We start from the raw sequence: 16,236 nt of genomic DNA on the forward strand, positions 1-16,236 counted from the left end.
TCGCGTTGCGTTGCGTCGCGACCGGCAGGCGGTGCGCCGCCCGCCGCGCCTCATTCGCTGTCGCTGTCCTGCTCGTCGAGCGTCTGCTTCGGCGGCGGCGGACGCTTGCCGATCACGACGTTCACGTCGAACTGCTTGCCCTTGCGCACGACGTGCACCTTGGTCGGCGTGCCCGGCTTGATCTGCGCGACGACGTTCAGCAGCTTCGTCGTGTCGGTGATGTCCTCGCCGTTGACGCTCACCAGGATGTCGCCCGGCTTGATGCCGGCCTTGTCGGCCGGGCCGCCCTGCAGCACGCCCGCGACGATCGCGCCCGATTTCTGCTGGAGCCCGAACGACTCGGCGATTTCCGGCGTGACGTCCTGCGGCTCGACGCCGATCCAGCCGCGCGTGACCGAGCCCGTCGTGATGATGCTTTCGAGCACCGTGCGCGCGGTCGAGACCGGAATCGCGAAACCGATGCCGAGCGAGCCGCCCGAGCGCGAGTAGATCGCCGTGTTGATGCCGAGCAGGTTGCCGTTCACGTCGACGAGCGCGCCGCCGGAGTTGCCGGGGTTGATCGGCGCGTCGGTCTGGATGAAGTTCTCGAACGTGTTGATGCCGAGGTGGTTGCGGCCGAGCGCGCTGATGATGCCCATCGTCACCGTCTGGCCGACGCCGAACGGGTTGCCGATCGCGAGCACGACGTCGCCGACGCGCGACTGGTCGGAGCGGCCGAGCGTGATCGTCGGCAGGTTCGTCATGTTGATCTTCAGCACCGCGAGATCGGTTTCGGGATCGCTGCCGATCACCTTCGCGGTGGCCGTGCGGCCGTCGGCGAGCGCGACTTCGATCTGGTCGGCGCCGTCCACGACGTGCTGGTTCGTTAGAATGTAACCTTCAGGGCTCACGATAACGCCGGAGCCGAGGTTGGCGGCCGGCTCGTCCTGCTGCTTGCGGGCGTTGCGGTCGCCGAAGAAGTAACGGAACAGCGGATCCTTTGCGCGCGGGTCGGGCGGCAGCGAGCCGTCCTTGCTGGAGAACACGTTGACAACGGCCGGCATCGCCTTCTGCGCGGCTTCGGCATACGACGTGGTCGCCGGTGCGCCGCCGATGCCCGGCGCGACTTCGCGCAGCGCGACGATCGGCGTGGCGAGCTGCTTGCCGAGCTGTCCTTGCCGTTGCAGCCATTGCGGCTTGAGCGTCACGACGATGAACATCAGCGCGAGCAGTACGGTCACCGCCTGCGCGAAGAACAGCCAGAAGCGTCTAAGCATCTGAATGGATTAGAGGTTTATATGGATCGGATCGAACTTGAATTGTACTTGAACAATACCCTTGAAACCGCGCGCTTCAAGGACTATTGCCCGAACGGCCTCCAGGTCGAAGGGCGCCGCAAGATCGAGAAGATCGCCACCGGCGTGACGGCGTCGGTCGCGTTCCTCGAAGCCGCGCTCGAATGGGGGGCGGATGCCGTGCTCGTCCATCACGGCTATTTCTGGCGCAACGAGGCGCCGCAGATCACCGGCCGCAAGTATCAGCGTCTGAAGCTGCTGCTCGCGAACGACCTGAACCTGTTCGCGTTTCACCTGCCGCTGGACGCGCATCCCCAGTTCGGCAACAACGCCCAGCTCGGCGAAAAGCTCGGCCTGATCGGCGAGCAGCGTTTCGGCGAAGGCGACCTGGGCTGGATGGCGACGCTGCCGATGCCCGTCACGCTCGAGCACTTCGTCGCGAAGGTCGAGCGCACGCTCGGCCGTACGCCGCTCGTGCTCGGCGATGCGGACACGCAGCTGCGCCGCATCGCGTGGTGCACGGGCGCCGCGCAGAGCTATTTCGACGCGGCGATCGAAGCCGGTGCGGACGTGTTCCTGACCGGCGAGGTGTCCGAGTCGACCACGCACGCGGCGGCGGAGAGCGGTGTCGCGTTCGTTGCGGCGGGGCACCATGCGACCGAGCGCTACGGAATCCAGGCGCTGGGGCGCCACTTGTCCGAAGAATTCGATCTCGAACACCTTTTTATCGATATTCATAATCCGGTCTGAGCGACGGATTTGCGGCAGCGCATCGAAATTTCTCAATGTAGCGAATGCTTAAAAGAGAAATGATTTAATCGCTCCGATAGTGGGGGATAACCCTTAACTATCAAACACTTCGAAGGGATTTTCATCTCCGGGCCTTGTAAATGACGACTCCATTCGCGCAAACTAGCGGCGGAATGAAAAGTCGTGACGGAAAATCCAACTCAGAAGTGGGGCGTGTGATGCGAGACAAGGAAGAGAAACGCGTCGACAGCGGCCGCCGTACCTGGCTGATTGCGACATCCGTAGCAGGTGGCGTAGGAGGCGTAGCCACCGTCATACCTTTCGCGGCGTCGCTTGCGCCGTCCGCGAAAGCGAAAGCGGCCGGTGCGCCGGTCGAGGTCGACATCAGCGGCCTGAAGCCCGGCGAAATGTTCACCGTGCCGTGGCGCGGCAAACCCGTCTGGATCCTGAATCGCACCGATTCGATGCTGGCCGACGTGGTCAAGGCCGACAAGGAAGTGGCCGATCCGACCACGAAATCCCCGTATTCGATGCCGTTGCCCGCGTATTGCGCCAACGAATATCGCGCGCGGACCGATCGCAAGAACATTCTCGTCGTGATGGCCGTGTGTACGCACCTCGGCTGCACGCCTAGCCAACGCTTCACGCCGGGTCCGCAGCCGAACCTGCCGGACGACTGGCCGGGCGGTTTCCTGTGCCCGTGCCACGGTTCGACCTACGACCTCGCCGGCCGCGTGTTCAAGAACAAGCCGGCGCCTCAGAATCTCGACATCCCGCCCTACATGTTCACGTCGGCGACGACCCTCGTGATCGGCAAGGACGAGAAAGGAGAAGCGTGATGGCCGCCGACAACAAGGAAGTCTCCACGACAGGTTTCACCGGCTGGATCGACCAGCGCTTCCCGCTCACGTCCACCTGGAAGAAGCACGTATCCGAGTACTACGCGCCGAAGAACTTCAACTTCTGGTACTTCTTCGGCTCCCTCGCGCTGCTGGTGCTCGTCAACCAGATCGTCACGGGCATCTTCCTGACGATGAACTACAAGCCCGACTCGACGCTCGCGTTCGCGTCGGTCGAGTACATCATGCGCGAGGTGCCGTGGGGCTGGCTGATTCGCTACATGCACTCGACCGGTGCATCGATGTTCTTCGTGGTCGTCTACCTGCACATGTTCCGCGGGCTGCTGTACGGGTCGTACCGCAAGCCGCGCGAGCTCGTGTGGATTTTCGGCTGCGCGATCTTCCTGTGCCTGATGGCCGAGGCATTCTTCGGCTATTTGCTGCCGTGGGGCCAGATGTCGTTCTGGGGCGCGCAGGTGATCGTGAACCTGTTCTCGGCGATCCCGTTCGTCGGCCCGGACCTGTCGCTGTGGATTCGCGGCGACTACGTGGTATCAGACGTCACGCTGAACCGCTTCTTCGCGTTCCATGTGATCGCGATTCCGCTCGTGCTAGTCGGGCTCGTCGTCGCGCACCTCGTTGCGCTGCACGAAGTCGGGTCGAATAACCCGGACGGCATCGAGATCAAGGCGAAGAAGGACGAGAAGGGCATCCCGCTCGACGGCATCCCGTTCCACCCGTACTACTCGGTGCACGACTTCCTTGGCGTATGCGTGTTCCTGATGGTGTTCGCGCTGATCGTGTTCTTCTCGCCGGAGATGGGCGGCTACTTCCTCGAGGCGAACAACTTCGTCCCGGCGAACCCGCTGCAGACGCCGCCCGAGATCGCGCCGGTCTGGTACTTCACCGCGTTCTACGCGATGCTGCGGGCGACCACCGACCCGTTCAAGATCGTGCTGATGATCGTGATCGCGCTGCTCGGCGTGCTCGCACTGATCCGTGCGCGCGGCAAGTGGAAGATCGGGTTGCCGGTGCTGGCCGCCGCGATCGTCGTGTTCATGTACCTGACGGAGTCGAAGTTCTGGGGCGTCGTGGTGATGGGCTCGGCGGTGATCACGCTGTTCTTCCTGCCGTGGCTCGACCGCAGCCCGGTGAAGTCGATCCGCTACCGGCCGCTGTTCCACAAGGTGTTCCTCGGGATCTTCGTCGCGGCGTTCCTTACCCTCGCGTTCCTCGGCACGCGACCGCCATCGCCGGCGGCGACGCTGATCGCGCAGGGCTGTGCGTTGATCTACTTCGCGTTCTTCCTCGGCATGCCCGTCTGGACGCCGCTTGGCACGTTCAAGCAGCCGCCGGAACGGGTGCGCTTCAAGCCCCATTAACGTGAGCGAGGAGAGAACGACATGAAGAAACTGCTTTCGACACTCGCGCTGATCGGGGCGACCGCCTGTGCGCTGCTGGCGGCGCCGGCCGTGCGGGCGGAGGGTAATTTTCCGCTCGACCGGGCGCCCGATAACACGGAAAATCTCGTTTCGCTTCAGCACGGCGCGCAATTGTTTGTAAACTATTGCCTGAACTGCCACAGCGCGAACCTGATGCGCTACAACCGTCTGACGGATCTGGGCATATCCCAGAAGGAGATCGAAGCGAATCTCCTGTTCACGACCGACAAGGTCGGGAACACGATGTCCGTCGCGATGCGGCCCGACGACGCGAAGAACTGGCTCGGCACCACGCCGCCCGACCTGTCGGTCGAGGAGCGCGCGCGCGGCCGCGACTGGCTGTATACGTATCTGCGGAGCTTCTACCGCGACGATACGCGGCCGACCGGCTGGAACAACGCGGTGTTCGAGAACGTCGGCATGCCCCATGTGTTGTGGCAGCTGCAGGGGCAGCGCGTAGCCAAATTCGAAGACAGGACGGACGAGGAGACGGGCGAGAAGGTCCACACGCTCGTCGGCTTCCAGCAGGTCACGCCGGGCACGCTCTCGTCGCCCGACTACGATGCTGCGGTGGCCGACCTGGTGGCCTATATGACATGGATGTCCGAGCCGGCCCAGCAGACCCGCAAGCGCCTCGGCGTGTGGGTGCTGATCTTTCTCGGTGTCCTGACTTTCCTGGCCTGGCGGCTGAATGCCGCGTACTGGAAAGATATCAAGTAAACACGCCTGACCGGCGTGGGGCCGGCGCAAGGCGGAACCCGTGAAAGGGGTTTCGCCGCGTGCCGGCCCTCGGCTTTTTTGAGGAAACGCAAATATGATGGTTCTGTATTCCGGCACAACTTGCCCGTTCTCCCAGCGTTGCCGGCTGGTGCTGTTCGAGAAGGGCATGGACTTCGAAATCCGTGACGTCGACCTGTTCAACAAGCCGGAAGACATTTCGGTGATGAACCCGTACGGTCAGGTGCCGATCCTGGTCGAGCGCGACCTGATCCTGTACGAATCGAACATCATCAACGAGTACATCGACGAGCGCTTCCCGCATCCGCAACTGATGCCGGCCGACCCGGTGCAGCGCGCACGGGCGCGCCTGTTCCTGCTCAACTTCGAGAAGGAACTGTTCGTTCACGTCAGCACGCTCGAGAACGAGAAGGGCAAGGCGGCGGAGAAGAATCACGAGAAGGCTCGCCTCGCGATCCGCGATCGCCTGACGCAGCTCGCGCCGATCTTCGTGAAGAACAAGTACATGCTCGGCGAAGAGTTCTCGATGCTCGACGTCGCGATCGCACCGCTGCTGTGGCGCCTGGATCACTACGGCATCGAGCTGTCGAAGAACGCCGCGCCGCTGATGAAGTATGCCGAACGGATCTTCAGCCGTCCGGCCTACATCGAAGCACTGACGCCGTCCGAAAAGGTCATGCGTCGTTAATGTTGCAATGAAGGCATGACGGAGCGGCGGCGCGGCGTGCCGCGCGCCCGCTCCGGGTTCGAGGATTGTGATGCAAGAGATTTCAACGAAGCCTTATCTGCTGCGCGCGTTGTACGAATGGTGCACCGATAACGGTTACACGCCGCATATCGCGGTGAGGGTCGACAACTCGACGCGCGTGCCGCGTCAGTTCGTGCGTGACGGCGAGATCGTGCTCAACATCAGCTTCGAGGCGACGAGCCAGTTGCAGATGGGCAACGAGTGGATCGAGTTCACGGCCCGGTTCTCCGGGAAGGCGCACAAGATCGAGATTCCGGTTGCCAACGTGCTCGCGATCTATGCACGCGAGAACGGGCAGGGCATGGCGTTCCAGGTCGATGCGGTCGCAGGCGAAGGCGAGGATTCGGGCGCGTTCGACGACGATACCGTGCCGGCCGATGACGCGCAGCGTGACGAGTCCGTATCGCCGTTGGCGCCCGTCGCCGACAGCGGCGCGAACGAGGAGCCGTCCGAAGGTGCCGACGAACCGCCGAAAACCGACGGCGACGGCTCGAAAGGCGGCAGCAGACCTCGCCTCAAGATCGTGAAATGAGGTAGAATCTCGCGCTTACGCCGGCTTAGCTCATCTGGTAGAGCAGTTGATTTGTAATCATCAGGTGGCGGGTTCGAGTCCTGCAGCCGGCACCATATTGAACGAAGGGCCGGGAGATTCTGTCTCCCGGCCCTTCGTCTTTTCCGATCGTTGAATTGTCCATCGTTCGCGAACTGGGCCATGTGGTGACAAAGCTCCCCACGTGTTCGAACCCGACGGCATCAAGCCTGCGCAAATGCGTCCAATGCGGTTAAGCAATTGCGAACGGGTAAAACGAAGCCGGGGGCGCATCCCGGAACAGTTCGCGCGAGGCAATCGCAGTTTTTCGATTCTGCTCGAAAATCCGTGCTGGACGTGCGGCTACGCATATCAGCTGCAGCACACTCCCTACGGTACACAGCCGCCGTCGTTTCGCCCCCGTTTCGCTGTCACGGCAGCGTCACGATGTACCCATAACGTTACGTTCCCGTCGCGGCGACATCGTCTGATCGGGACCGCGCGCAACCTGCCGGCGACGACGTGCCCGCGTCGCAGGCAGACACAACCGGGATCTCGCTCCCGGCGCCGCAGCGGTATATATCGCACCATTCCATTTGAGAACACGATCGACGCCGGTTCCGACCGGATCGCGGACGATCAGGAGACACGAACCATGCTGAGTCCGCATGAATTCTCGATGCTGCTGCGCATTGCACGTGCGCCCGACAGCGTCGATCAATCGAATCCCGCTTTCGCCGTGCTGGTCGAGAAGCGGTTGGTGGACCCTACGCAGGTGCGCGTGAATGCGGTGGCCGTGCGTCCGGCGCTGACGCCGATCGGCCAGATGCTGCTCGCGCGCTTCGACGAAGCGGCTTGAGGAGACGCGTCACGCGTTCATCGACATGAACGGCGTGACGCGTTGAAGCGCGCGATCGCTTACTGCGCGACCGGCACCGTCACGTCGCTGCCGAACCAGTGCGTCGAGATCTTCTTCAGCGTACCGTCCTTGCGCAGCGAGTCGAGCGCGTCGTTGATCGCCTTCTCGAACTTCGGATTGCCCTTGCGGAACGGGATCGCCATTTCCTGCTTGCCGCCGTTCAGCACCGCCCCCGAGCGCAGCGGCAGGTTCGACGTCTTGATCATGTACGGCAGCATCAGGCGGTCGTCGAGCGTCGCCTCGATGCGGCCCGCGGCGAGGTCGCGCAGCTTCTCCGGCGCGCCCGGATACGTCTGCACCTCGATGCCCGGCACGGTGCGCGCCATCTGGTCGTAGTTGGTGCCGAGCGTCACGCCGAGCTTCTTGCCCTTGAAATCGTCGAGCGACTTGAAGTTGCGCGTGTCGTCCTTGCGCTGGATCAGCTGCGCGGCCGAGTACGTGTACGGTTCGCTGAAGTCGAGCGCTTCCTTGCGCTGCGGCGTGATCGTGACCTGGTTGACGATCACGTCGAACTTGCCGGCCTGCAGGCCCGCGATGATGCCGCTCCATTCGGTCGGGATGAACTGCGTCTTCACGCCGAGCTTGCCGGCGACCGCGTTCGCGACGTCGACGTCGAAGCCTTCGAGCTGGCCGGACGTGCCGCGCGAGTTGAACGGCGGATACGTGCCTTCGAGGCCGACGCGCAGCACGCCGGCTTTCTTCACGGAATCGAGCAGGTCTTCCGCGTGCGCGGCAATGGCCGTGAAGCCGAGGGCCGACGCGAGCAGCAGGCCCGACAACAGGAACGTCGAACGTTTCATCGTAGATCTCCAGTGTGCAGCGTTGTGTAATGAGCGCAGAGCGCCGGTCGGGACCGGCTGGGCCGGAATACGGGCACGTAGACACTACTCGCAACCGAGCCTTACCGGAAGTCGAAGTGGCCCTGATTGCAATCGATTTCATGGGGGAGAGGCGACTGACTTCCGGTGGCGTGGACAGGAATCGGCTCCGCTGGGGGCGAGCAATTCGGTGAGCAGTCCCGCTCGAATATTTTCCGATTGCACTCGAAATGTTCTTTTAAATCAGGTCATATTTCAGGTTCGTTCCGTAATTTATCTGTAAAATCGCGCGAGCGGAATCAAACGCCGGCGCCATCCGAGGGCGCGTCAAAAGAAGAAAAGGCCGTAGTCATGAACATGCAGAACACAATTGCCGCGTTGCGCGGCGGGTTGCTTCAGCAGGACCGGCTGCTGAAGCTCGATACGCCGTTAGGGACCAACGTGCTCACCGTGCAGCGCGCGGTCGGCCGTTCGCGCATCGGACGCTCGTACGAGTTCACGCTCGACGTGCTGTCGACCGATAGCGATCTGGAACTTAAAAAGCTGATCGCGCAGCCCGTTACGTTGTGGATCCAGCAGGCCGATCGCAGCTATCGGCCGATCAACGGCTACGTGCATACCGCGCGCCGGCTCGGCGCCGACGGCGGGCTCACGACCTATCAGCTCGCGTTCGCCGATTTCACCCATTTCCTGAAGTTCCGCCGCGATCAGCGGCTCTGGAACGACACGACCGTCGACCAGATCATCAGCGACGTGCTGAACAAGCATCCGCAGGCGCAGGGCCATTTCCGCTTCGCGCTGTCGAAGCCGCTGCCGAACCGTTCGTACACGCGCCAGCACGATACCGACTGGCATTTCGTGCATCGGCTGATGGAGAACGAAGGGCTCTACTGCGCATGGCAGCAGGCCGACGACGGCAAATCGCATACGCTCGTCATCACCGACAATCTGCAGGCGTTCGCGCCGCTGTCGCCGGAGGCCGTGCGCTTCTATCACGGCGGCGCGGCCAGCGAAGCCGACGCGTTCACGCAATGGTCAGGTACGCGTACGCTGCAGAGCGTGACGCGCACGACGCGCACGTTCGACTACAAGAATCCTTCGCAGCCGTCGAACCCGAAAGGCACGTCGCTGCCGACGATGGGCGGCCAGGGCGACTTGCCCGACCAGCTCGAGGTCTACGAGTACACGGGCGCCTATACGTATCTGGACCAGACGCGCGGCGACCATCTGACGAAGGTCAAGATGGAGGAATGGGAATCGCAGGCAAAGCGCTTCCATGGCGCGGGTGGCGTGCGCGCCATCGATGCGGGCAGACGCTTCACGCTGGTCGACCATCCCGAGCACGATCGCGACCCCGACGATAAGCGCGAGTTCGCCGCGATCGAGGTGGCGTGGTGGATCGAGAACAACCTGCCCGTCGCGAGCGACAGCGCGGACTTTCCGTACAGCCTGCGCGAGGCGTTGACGCAGGCGCAGGAAGGCTACGGTGCCGATCCTGCGTTTCGCGTCCCGCACGAGGATGGCTCGACCGGCTTCTATCTCGTCGAAGTGGAAGCGCAACGCGCGAGCGTGCCGTATCGCAGCCCGTTCGAGCATCACAAGCCGGAGATGCATCTCGAGACGGCGATCGTCGTCGGGCCGCAAGGTGAAGAGGTCTATACGGATGACCTCAACCGAATTCGCGTGCAGTTCGTATGGGACCGCCTGAACCCGGGCAACGAGAACGCGTCGTGCTGGGTACGCGTCGTGCAGTCGGATACGGGGAGCGGCTATGGCGGCGTGCACATGCCGCGCATCGGCGAGGAAGTGCTGATCGACTACGTCGGCGGCGACTGCGATCGGCCGCTTGCGGTCGGGCGTGTGTACAACGGCGCGAACCAGCCGCAGTGGCATACCGACGGGATCCTGTCCGGATATCGATCGAAAGAGTATTCGGGTAGCGGCTACAACCAGCTCGTGATGGACGACGCGACCGGGCAGAACCGCGTGCAACTGATGAGTAGCAGCGCGAACAGCCTGTTGCATCTCGGCTACATCATCGACCAGAGCGGCAATTCGCGCGGCTCGTATCTGGGCAGCGGCTTCGACCTGCGCTCGGATGCGTACGGCGCGGTGCGGGCGAGCCGGGGCCTGTACGTGACGACGCATCCGAAGTCGGCGAACAGTCAGCCGCTCGACGTGAAGGAGGCGCAGCAACAGCTCGTGACGTCGGAAAGCCTCGTCGAAGCGTTGTCGGGTGTGAGCGAGCAGCATCAGGCGGAAAGCCTGAAGGAAGCGCACGACACGATGCGCGCGTTCAACGATGCGACGCAGGACAGCGCGTCCGGTAACGCGTCCGGCGGGCGCACGGCCGGCGGCGGCACCGGCAGCGCGAACGCGTTCAAGGAGCCCGTGATGCTGTTCGGCAGCCCGTCGGGGATCGGGATGTCGACGCAGCAGTCGCTGCACGTGGTCGCGAACGATCATGTGAACGTCGCGAGCGGGCAGAGCGTTCATGTCGCGGCGGGCAAATCGCTGATCGGCAGCATCGGGCAGAAGCTGAGCCTGTTCGTGCAGAACGCGGGGATGAAGCTGTTCGCGGGCAAGGGCAAGGTGGAGATCCAGGCGCAGTCGGACAACGTTGAAGTGACCGCGCAGAAGGCGGTGAAGATCGTGTCGGCGACGGACCGGATCGAGATCGCCGCCGATCAGGGGATTCTGCTGACGAGCGGCGGCGGGTACATCCGCATTCAAGGCGGGAACATCGAAATTCATACGCCGGGTGCGGTGGATGTGAAGGGCGCGTCGCACACGTTCGCGGGGCCGGCGAGCATGGGGTATCCGCTGCCGAGCCCGCGGCCGGATCAGCCGGGGCAACTGGAGTTGTTTCACAAGTACGTGAACGGCGAGGCGGTGAAGGGCGGGTTGTTCACGGTGAAAGACGTGAACGGTGCGGTGCTGAAGAAAGGCGCGCTCGACAACAGCGGCTATACGGTTGTGAGCGGGTTGCCGCCCGGCGCGGTGCGCGTCGAATTCGGAAAGGACCCGCGCGAGTCGGATCAGCCGGCGAACTATTTCAAGCAGGCGAAGTGGCCGGCGGAGCCGGTCACGCCCGCGCCCGAGGAAGCACAGGCTGCGGCGACGGGGCAGCTTGCGAGCCAGTTGCAAGGGATTGCGCCTGCTGCTTCGACCGCTGCGATGGGACTTGTGAGCGGCGGTGGTGCGGGTGCAGCGCTGGGCGGGGTGGCGAGTTCCGCATTGCCGGCTGCGGCAAGTGCGCTGGGTGGTGCGGGCGTGGCGTCCGCGTTGCAGACGGCCTCGAGCCTGAGCGGTGCGGCGAAGCAGGTGGCCGGGATGGTGCAGGCTGCACGGCAAGGCGGGCTCGCGGCGCTGGCCGCGCCGGCGGCGAACGCGGCATCCGGGGCGCTGCAGGGCGCGCTGCCGGGTGTTGCCGGAATCGCCGGCAAGGGCGCGACGACTGTGGCATCGGCAGCCGGTGCGACCGGCATGAAGCTGCCGACGAGCGGGTTCGGTGGACCGCTGAAATCCTGAGAGGGCGGCGCATCAGCCGTCAAGCACAACTAAATCGCGATTCGAACGAAGAACAACATGGCACAACAACTTCCACCGGGCGCAGAGAAGGAACAGGCCGTTACCTGGCTCAGCGATGTTTCCGCCAAGGACGTCGCCGCGGTCGGCAACCGCTTCGACGCGTGGTTGCGCCGGATCAGCGGCAACCACATCACGTTCGAGGATGTGAAGACGTTTGCCGGCGCGGTGCCGATCGTCGGCAACATCATGGCGATGGTCGACGCGCTTGGCGATATTGCCGAAATCGTCGAGAAGCGCGGCGGCCAGGTGCTCGACTACATGAGCCTCGCGATCAACCTGCTTGGCATCATTCCGATTCCGCCGACGCTCGCGCCGTTCCGGATGTCGGCGCGTCCGCTGCTCGCGCTCGTTCGTCACGAATTGCTGATGACGCGCAACAATCTCGGCGCGGCGATCATCTCCGTGCTGGTCACGCATATCAACGCGACCTGCGCGACCGAGATCGAGGATTTTCTCAACAAGCTGAAGGCCGGCCTCGTCGAGCTGCTCGATGGATGCGCGTCGAAATCCGAGGAGCTCATGCTCGCGCTAGCGACCGGCATGGACAAGGCGCTGCACGGGCAGCTCTTCGATGCCAACGCCAATCTGAAACGCCAGCAACAGCTCGCGAAGAAGATGGCGGACGACCGACCGTGGTACAGCCCGAGTCGGGTCGGTGACGGCATCCAGTTTGCGTACGAGGGCACCAAGGCGCTCGGCAAGAAGGTCGTCAACAAGACAGCAGGCACGATGGCGAAGCTCGCACCAGATGCGTGGCTCGAGCCGTTTCGCGGCACGGTGACGTTCCTTCGGACCGAGGCGCCGAAGATCGCGACATCGATCCGTTCGCTCGCCGGTAGCGAAGAAGGCAAGATGATGTGGTTGGTCTTGCAACTGATCGAGGCTGTTGCACGCGTCAAGGCGCGCGCGAAACTCCATGAGCAGAGCGCGGACGTCAAGGCGGCCGGGAAGAGTCAGGCGAAGAAGACGCGGGAGCAGGAAGGGCTGGAGAAAACCGACGGGCAAGCACCGGCCGAAGGGCCTGGGAAGAGCGCGTGCAAGGCATGCGGGCTCGGCGCGTCGCCTGCATCCATCGATTTCGCATTCGGTGACGAGACGTTCTCGCACGTGGATTTCGACTTGCCGGGCGCGCTGCCGCTCGTTTGGGAGCGCACGTATCGCTCCCGGCTGTCCGAGTATGACAACGGCGAGTTGGGTGCGCGATGGATCACGCCCTATACGACGCGAATCGACATCAAGAATGGTCAATGGATCTATCGCGATGCGGAGGGGCGCAGCATCGACTATCCGGTGCTCGCGGCCGGCGCGGTGCACGACGATCTGTCGGAGAACCTGACGCTGTCGCGGCTCGACGATACGTGGGTGACGATCGCATACGGCCACGTAGCGCTGCATGTGTACGAGCGCCGGGGCGACGCGTTCCGGCTCGCGATGCAGAAGGATCGCGCCGGGAACACGATCACGTTGGACTACGATGCGCTCGATCGCCTTGCGCGCCTGATCGATTCGAGCGGCAATGTGCTTGCGTTCGAGCATGACAAGCATGGCCGGATCGTGCAGATCGAGCAGGTGCTCAAGGACGGTGAGCGCCGCACGCTGGCGAGCTACGAATACGATACAGACGGCGATCTCGTGCGCGCGGTCGATCGTCATGGCAATGCACGGACGTACCAATATCGCCGCCACCTTGTGACGCGCTATACCGATCGCACGGGCCGCGGGATGACGCTCGAGTGGGATGGCGCGGATGCCGAAGACAATGCCGATGCGAAGTGCATTCGCGAATATGCGGATGACGGCAGCCTCGATCTCCGACTCGCGTGGAATCCGAATATCCGTCTGACCTACGTGACCGACGCGCTCGGCCAGATGACGCGGTACTACTTCAACATTCACGGCTACGTGTACCGGATCGTGTATCCGGACGGTAACCAGGAGTGGTTCCGGCGCGATGCTCATCACAATCTGGTGCTGCATATCCGGCAGGACGGCAGTATCGAGCGACGGGAATACGACGCGCGCGGCAATCTGGTTCAGCACCAGCGGGCGGATGGCAGCATCGTCGAGATGGCGTACGACGACAAGGATCAGATGATCCGGCTCGTCGATCCGAACGGCCATGTCTGGCAGCGCAAGTACGACGATGCGGGCAACCTCGTCGAGGAAGTCGATCCGCTCGAGCACGCGACGAAGTACGTCTACAACGACAAGGGATTGCCGACGCAGATCGTCGATGCGAAGGGCGGTTCGAAGGCGCTCGAATACAACGATGCAGGGCAGTTCACGAGCTACACGGATTGTTCCGGAAAGAAGACGGAGTGGCGCTACGACGACATTGGACGCGTGATCGAGACAAAGGACGCGGCTGGTGGCGTTGTTGCTTATAGCTATGGTCCGAACGGTCAATTGACGGAGGTTCGTTCGCCGGCCGGTGTCGAGCAGGTGCAATACGACGCTGAAGGTCGCTTGTTGCGGCATACCGATCAACTCAACCGCTCGACGCGATACGGCTATGACGCGGTCGGCCGTATTGCGAGCCGCGCCGACGCGCTCGGGCAGACGATTGCGTATCGCTACGATCGTCTCGGTCGCCTGACTGCGCTGACCGATGCGAACTTCGCGACGTACCAGTTCCACTACGATCCGGCGGGACGGTTGATCGAGGAAGTTGGTTTCGACGGTAAGTCGACGCGTTACGAGTACGACAAGGAAAGCGGCAACCTCGTTTCGGTTGACGAAGCGGGGTGCGTAACGTCGATCGAGGTCGATGCGAACGGCCGTCTGATGAAGCGGGTCGCAGGGGAAAGCGAGGAACGGTTTGCCTACGACCCGAGCGGCAGGCTGATCGACGCGGTGAACCGGTACAGCCGCGTGCAGTTCTTCTTCGATCCGGTCGGCAATCTCGTGCGTGAACATCACGCCTACGATCTGTTCGGCGACCGGCGCAGCTACGTGTGGCATCACGAATACGACGAACTCGGCAACCGGCGGCGGACCGTTCGGCCGGACGGGCATACGGTCGACTGGTTGATGTACGGCTCGGGGCATGTGCACGGGATGCTGCTCGATGGCGAGGAGCGTGTGCAGTTCGAACGCGATGACCTTCATCGGGAGACGGTACGCGTGCTGTCGAGCAAGGTCGGGCAGCGCACTCACTACGATCCGGCCGGACGCATGCTGCAGCAGACGATCCAGCGATCGACGTCGCCGGCGCCGCTTGCCGAGCGGCGGTATCGCTATGACGCGGCGGGGCAATTGTCGCGGATCGAGGACAGCCGCAAGGGCGGGACCGACTATCGATACGATCCGGTCGGGCGATTGATCGAAGCGATCAGCCCGGTCGCGAAGGAGCGGTTTGCGTTCGATCCGGCGAGCAACATCATCGATCCGGTGCGGTCCGCGGAGGCACCTGCGTCCCGTCCGAGCCCGGTGAGGCCGGAAAGTACGTTGCCGGTCGAAGTGCCGAAGGTGCTCGGTAACCTGCTGAAGGCGTATGCGGGGATGCACTTCGAGTACGACGCGCGCGGGAATCTGGTGCGCAAGCGTACGCCGGCGGGTGAGCAGGAATATGAGTGGGACGAGTTCAATCGCTTGCTGGCGGCGCGGGTTGCGGAGACGTCGCGGCAGAGCGAGGCGCGGTATTTTTACGACGCGTTCGGGCGCCGGATCGCCAAGGAGGTGAACGGCGAGCGTACGGTGTTCGGATGGGATGGTGACACGCTGGCGTATGAAAGCGACGGCGAGCGCGGGGCGCACTATATCTACGAGCCGGGGACGTTTGTGCCGCTGGCGCAGTATGTGGCGGGGCCGGTAGTAGGGATCGCGACGCCGGAGTGGAAGAGCACGGACCGTTATGTGCCGGAGGAAGATCCGCTGCAGAAGATGCCGGAGCGGCGAGGTGACGCGGCGCTGTTCTATTACCACTGCGATCAGATCGGTACGCCGCAGTTGCTGACGGATGACGACGGTGACGTCGTGTGGGAGGCGTCGTACAAGTCGTGGGGCGAGGCGCGGGAGGTGATTGCGCGGGCGTCGAAGGCGGCGGGGATTGTGGCTAAGAATCCGCTGCGGTTCCAAGGGCAGCAGGGCGATGAGGAGACGGGGCTGTACTATAACCGGCATCGATACTACGACCCGAGTGCCGGACGGTTCGTCAGCAAGGACCTGATCGGACTCTCAGGTGGGTTCAATGTCTATCAGTACGCGCCGAACCCGGTACGGTGGATTGATCCATTGGGGCTGTCGAAGCAATGTGCGAAGTGCCTGCCAAGTTGTAGCGACTATACGTCCCGTGGGCCAAAAAATGAGGAGGAGATGGCTCGTGAGCTTTCCGGGCAGATCAACCAGAATTCAGTGACATTCTCTACACCGACGACGCAGGGCCACATCGATTTGCAAGGGGCATCGCATTTCGATAAAGCTACTGGTGTTGATATTCCGACTCCGCATGTCCAGACTCGGAAAATAAATGTCGGTCCAAACGGTCAAGTGACCACGTCGAAAAAGACAGAGGTTACGAGGGCTGCGACCAAGCAAGATATTCGAGTGGCTAGGGAACTGGCAAGGCGAAAAGGGTTGTGCAAATGAG

11 protein-coding genes and 1 tRNA gene are annotated in these 16,236 nt (G+C 63.1%); 10 read left to right on the top strand and 2 right to left on the bottom strand.

The window, feature by feature from the left end; all coding sequences use genetic code 11:
* Window positions 1-50: 50 nt before the first annotated feature.
* The gene (locus HWX09_RS12230; protein WP_006494427.1) at window positions 51-1,256 is read right to left on the bottom strand and encodes a Do family serine endopeptidase; all 1,206 of its coding nucleotides are present in this window, start codon (window positions 1,254-1,256) and stop codon (window positions 51-53) included.
* A gap of 21 nt (window positions 1,257-1,277) precedes the next feature.
* Here HWX09_RS12230 and HWX09_RS12235 point away from each other — a divergent pair, with 21 nt between their 5' ends.
* The 8 genes from HWX09_RS12235 to HWX09_RS12270 all read left to right on the top strand — a co-directional run bounded on the left by HWX09_RS12235 (window position 1,278) and on the right by HWX09_RS12270 (window position 7,179).
* Window positions 1,278-2,024 carry a Nif3-like dinuclear metal center hexameric protein gene (locus HWX09_RS12235; protein WP_027783363.1) on the top strand — a complete coding sequence of 249 codons (747 nt, stop codon included), beginning with the start codon at window positions 1,278-1,280 and terminating at the stop codon, window positions 2,022-2,024.
* A gap of 218 nt (window positions 2,025-2,242) precedes the next feature.
* Window positions 2,243-2,863, top strand: a complete 621-nt coding sequence (petA, locus tag HWX09_RS12240; RefSeq protein ID WP_027783364.1) for a ubiquinol-cytochrome c reductase iron-sulfur subunit — start codon at window positions 2,243-2,245, stop codon at window positions 2,861-2,863.
* On the top strand, window positions 2,863-4,245 hold the full coding sequence (locus HWX09_RS12245; RefSeq protein ID WP_027783365.1) for a cytochrome bc complex cytochrome b subunit: 1,383 nt from the start codon (window positions 2,863-2,865) through the stop codon (window positions 4,243-4,245). The genes petA and HWX09_RS12245 overlap by 1 nt, the downstream gene beginning before the upstream one ends.
* 21 nt (window positions 4,246-4,266) lie before the next feature.
* Window positions 4,267-5,025, top strand: a complete 759-nt coding sequence (locus HWX09_RS12250) for a cytochrome c1 (protein WP_027783366.1) — start codon at window positions 4,267-4,269, stop codon at window positions 5,023-5,025.
* Window positions 5,026-5,119: 94 nt separating this feature from the next.
* Window positions 5,120-5,731 carry a glutathione S-transferase N-terminal domain-containing protein gene (locus HWX09_RS12255; RefSeq protein WP_006400565.1) on the top strand — a complete coding sequence of 204 codons (612 nt, stop codon included), beginning with the start codon at window positions 5,120-5,122 and terminating at the stop codon, window positions 5,729-5,731.
* Between the two features lie 70 nt (window positions 5,732-5,801).
* Window positions 5,802-6,323 (top strand): ClpXP protease specificity-enhancing factor, encoded by a 522-nt coding sequence (locus HWX09_RS12260; RefSeq protein ID WP_027783367.1) that lies wholly within the window; start codon window positions 5,802-5,804, stop codon window positions 6,321-6,323.
* Window positions 6,324-6,342: 19 nt separating this feature from the next.
* A tRNA-Thr gene (locus HWX09_RS12265) sits at window positions 6,343-6,418 on the top strand.
* Window positions 6,419-6,975: 557 nt separating this feature from the next.
* Entirely contained in the window at window positions 6,976-7,179 is a 204-nt protein-coding gene (locus tag HWX09_RS12270; protein WP_027783368.1) for a hypothetical protein, read from the top strand.
* 59 nt (window positions 7,180-7,238) lie between these two features.
* Here the strand turns inward: HWX09_RS12270 and HWX09_RS12275 are convergent, their stop codons facing one another.
* On the bottom strand, window positions 7,239-8,039 hold the full coding sequence (locus HWX09_RS12275; RefSeq protein WP_027783369.1) for a transporter substrate-binding domain-containing protein: 801 nt from the start codon (window positions 8,037-8,039) through the stop codon (window positions 7,239-7,241).
* Window positions 8,040-8,408: 369 nt separating this feature from the next.
* Between HWX09_RS12275 and HWX09_RS12280 the strand changes: the two genes are divergently transcribed.
* Together HWX09_RS12280 and HWX09_RS12285 are read left to right on the top strand one after the other, a co-directional pair.
* On the top strand, window positions 8,409-11,588 hold the full coding sequence (locus HWX09_RS12280) for a type VI secretion system Vgr family protein (protein WP_027783370.1): 3,180 nt from the start codon (window positions 8,409-8,411) through the stop codon (window positions 11,586-11,588).
* A 57-nt stretch (window positions 11,589-11,645) separates the two neighbouring features.
* Window positions 11,646-16,235, top strand: a complete 4,590-nt coding sequence (locus HWX09_RS12285) for an RHS repeat-associated core domain-containing protein (RefSeq protein WP_230469118.1) — start codon at window positions 11,646-11,648, stop codon at window positions 16,233-16,235.
* Window position 16,236 lies beyond the last annotated feature (1 nt).

The sequence above is a fragment of the Burkholderia sp. BCC1208 genome (genome assembly GCF_902833095.1).
Lineage (GTDB): Bacteria > Pseudomonadota > Gammaproteobacteria > Burkholderiales > Burkholderiaceae > Burkholderia.

Coding starts and splice junctions, on each gene's coding strand:
- HWX09_RS12280 (WP_027783370.1), top strand. CDS start 8,409: ATGAACATGCAGAACACAATTGCCGCGTTGCGCGGCGGGTTGCTTCAG.
- HWX09_RS12250 (WP_027783366.1), top strand. CDS start 4,267: ATGAAGAAACTGCTTTCGACACTCGCGCTGATCGGGGCGACCGCCTGT.
- HWX09_RS12230 (WP_006494427.1), bottom strand. CDS start 1,256: ATGCTTAGACGCTTCTGGCTGTTCTTCGCGCAGGCGGTGACCGTACTG.
- HWX09_RS12245 (WP_027783365.1), top strand. CDS start 2,863: ATGGCCGCCGACAACAAGGAAGTCTCCACGACAGGTTTCACCGGCTGG.
- petA (WP_027783364.1), top strand. CDS start 2,243: ATGCGAGACAAGGAAGAGAAACGCGTCGACAGCGGCCGCCGTACCTGG.
- HWX09_RS12285 (WP_230469118.1), top strand. CDS start 11,646: ATGGCACAACAACTTCCACCGGGCGCAGAGAAGGAACAGGCCGTTACC.
- HWX09_RS12235 (WP_027783363.1), top strand. CDS start 1,278: ATGGATCGGATCGAACTTGAATTGTACTTGAACAATACCCTTGAAACC.
- HWX09_RS12275 (WP_027783369.1), bottom strand. CDS start 8,039: ATGAAACGTTCGACGTTCCTGTTGTCGGGCCTGCTGCTCGCGTCGGCC.
- HWX09_RS12270 (WP_027783368.1), top strand. CDS start 6,976: ATGCTGAGTCCGCATGAATTCTCGATGCTGCTGCGCATTGCACGTGCG.
- HWX09_RS12260 (WP_027783367.1), top strand. CDS start 5,802: ATGCAAGAGATTTCAACGAAGCCTTATCTGCTGCGCGCGTTGTACGAA.
- HWX09_RS12255 (WP_006400565.1), top strand. CDS start 5,120: ATGATGGTTCTGTATTCCGGCACAACTTGCCCGTTCTCCCAGCGTTGC.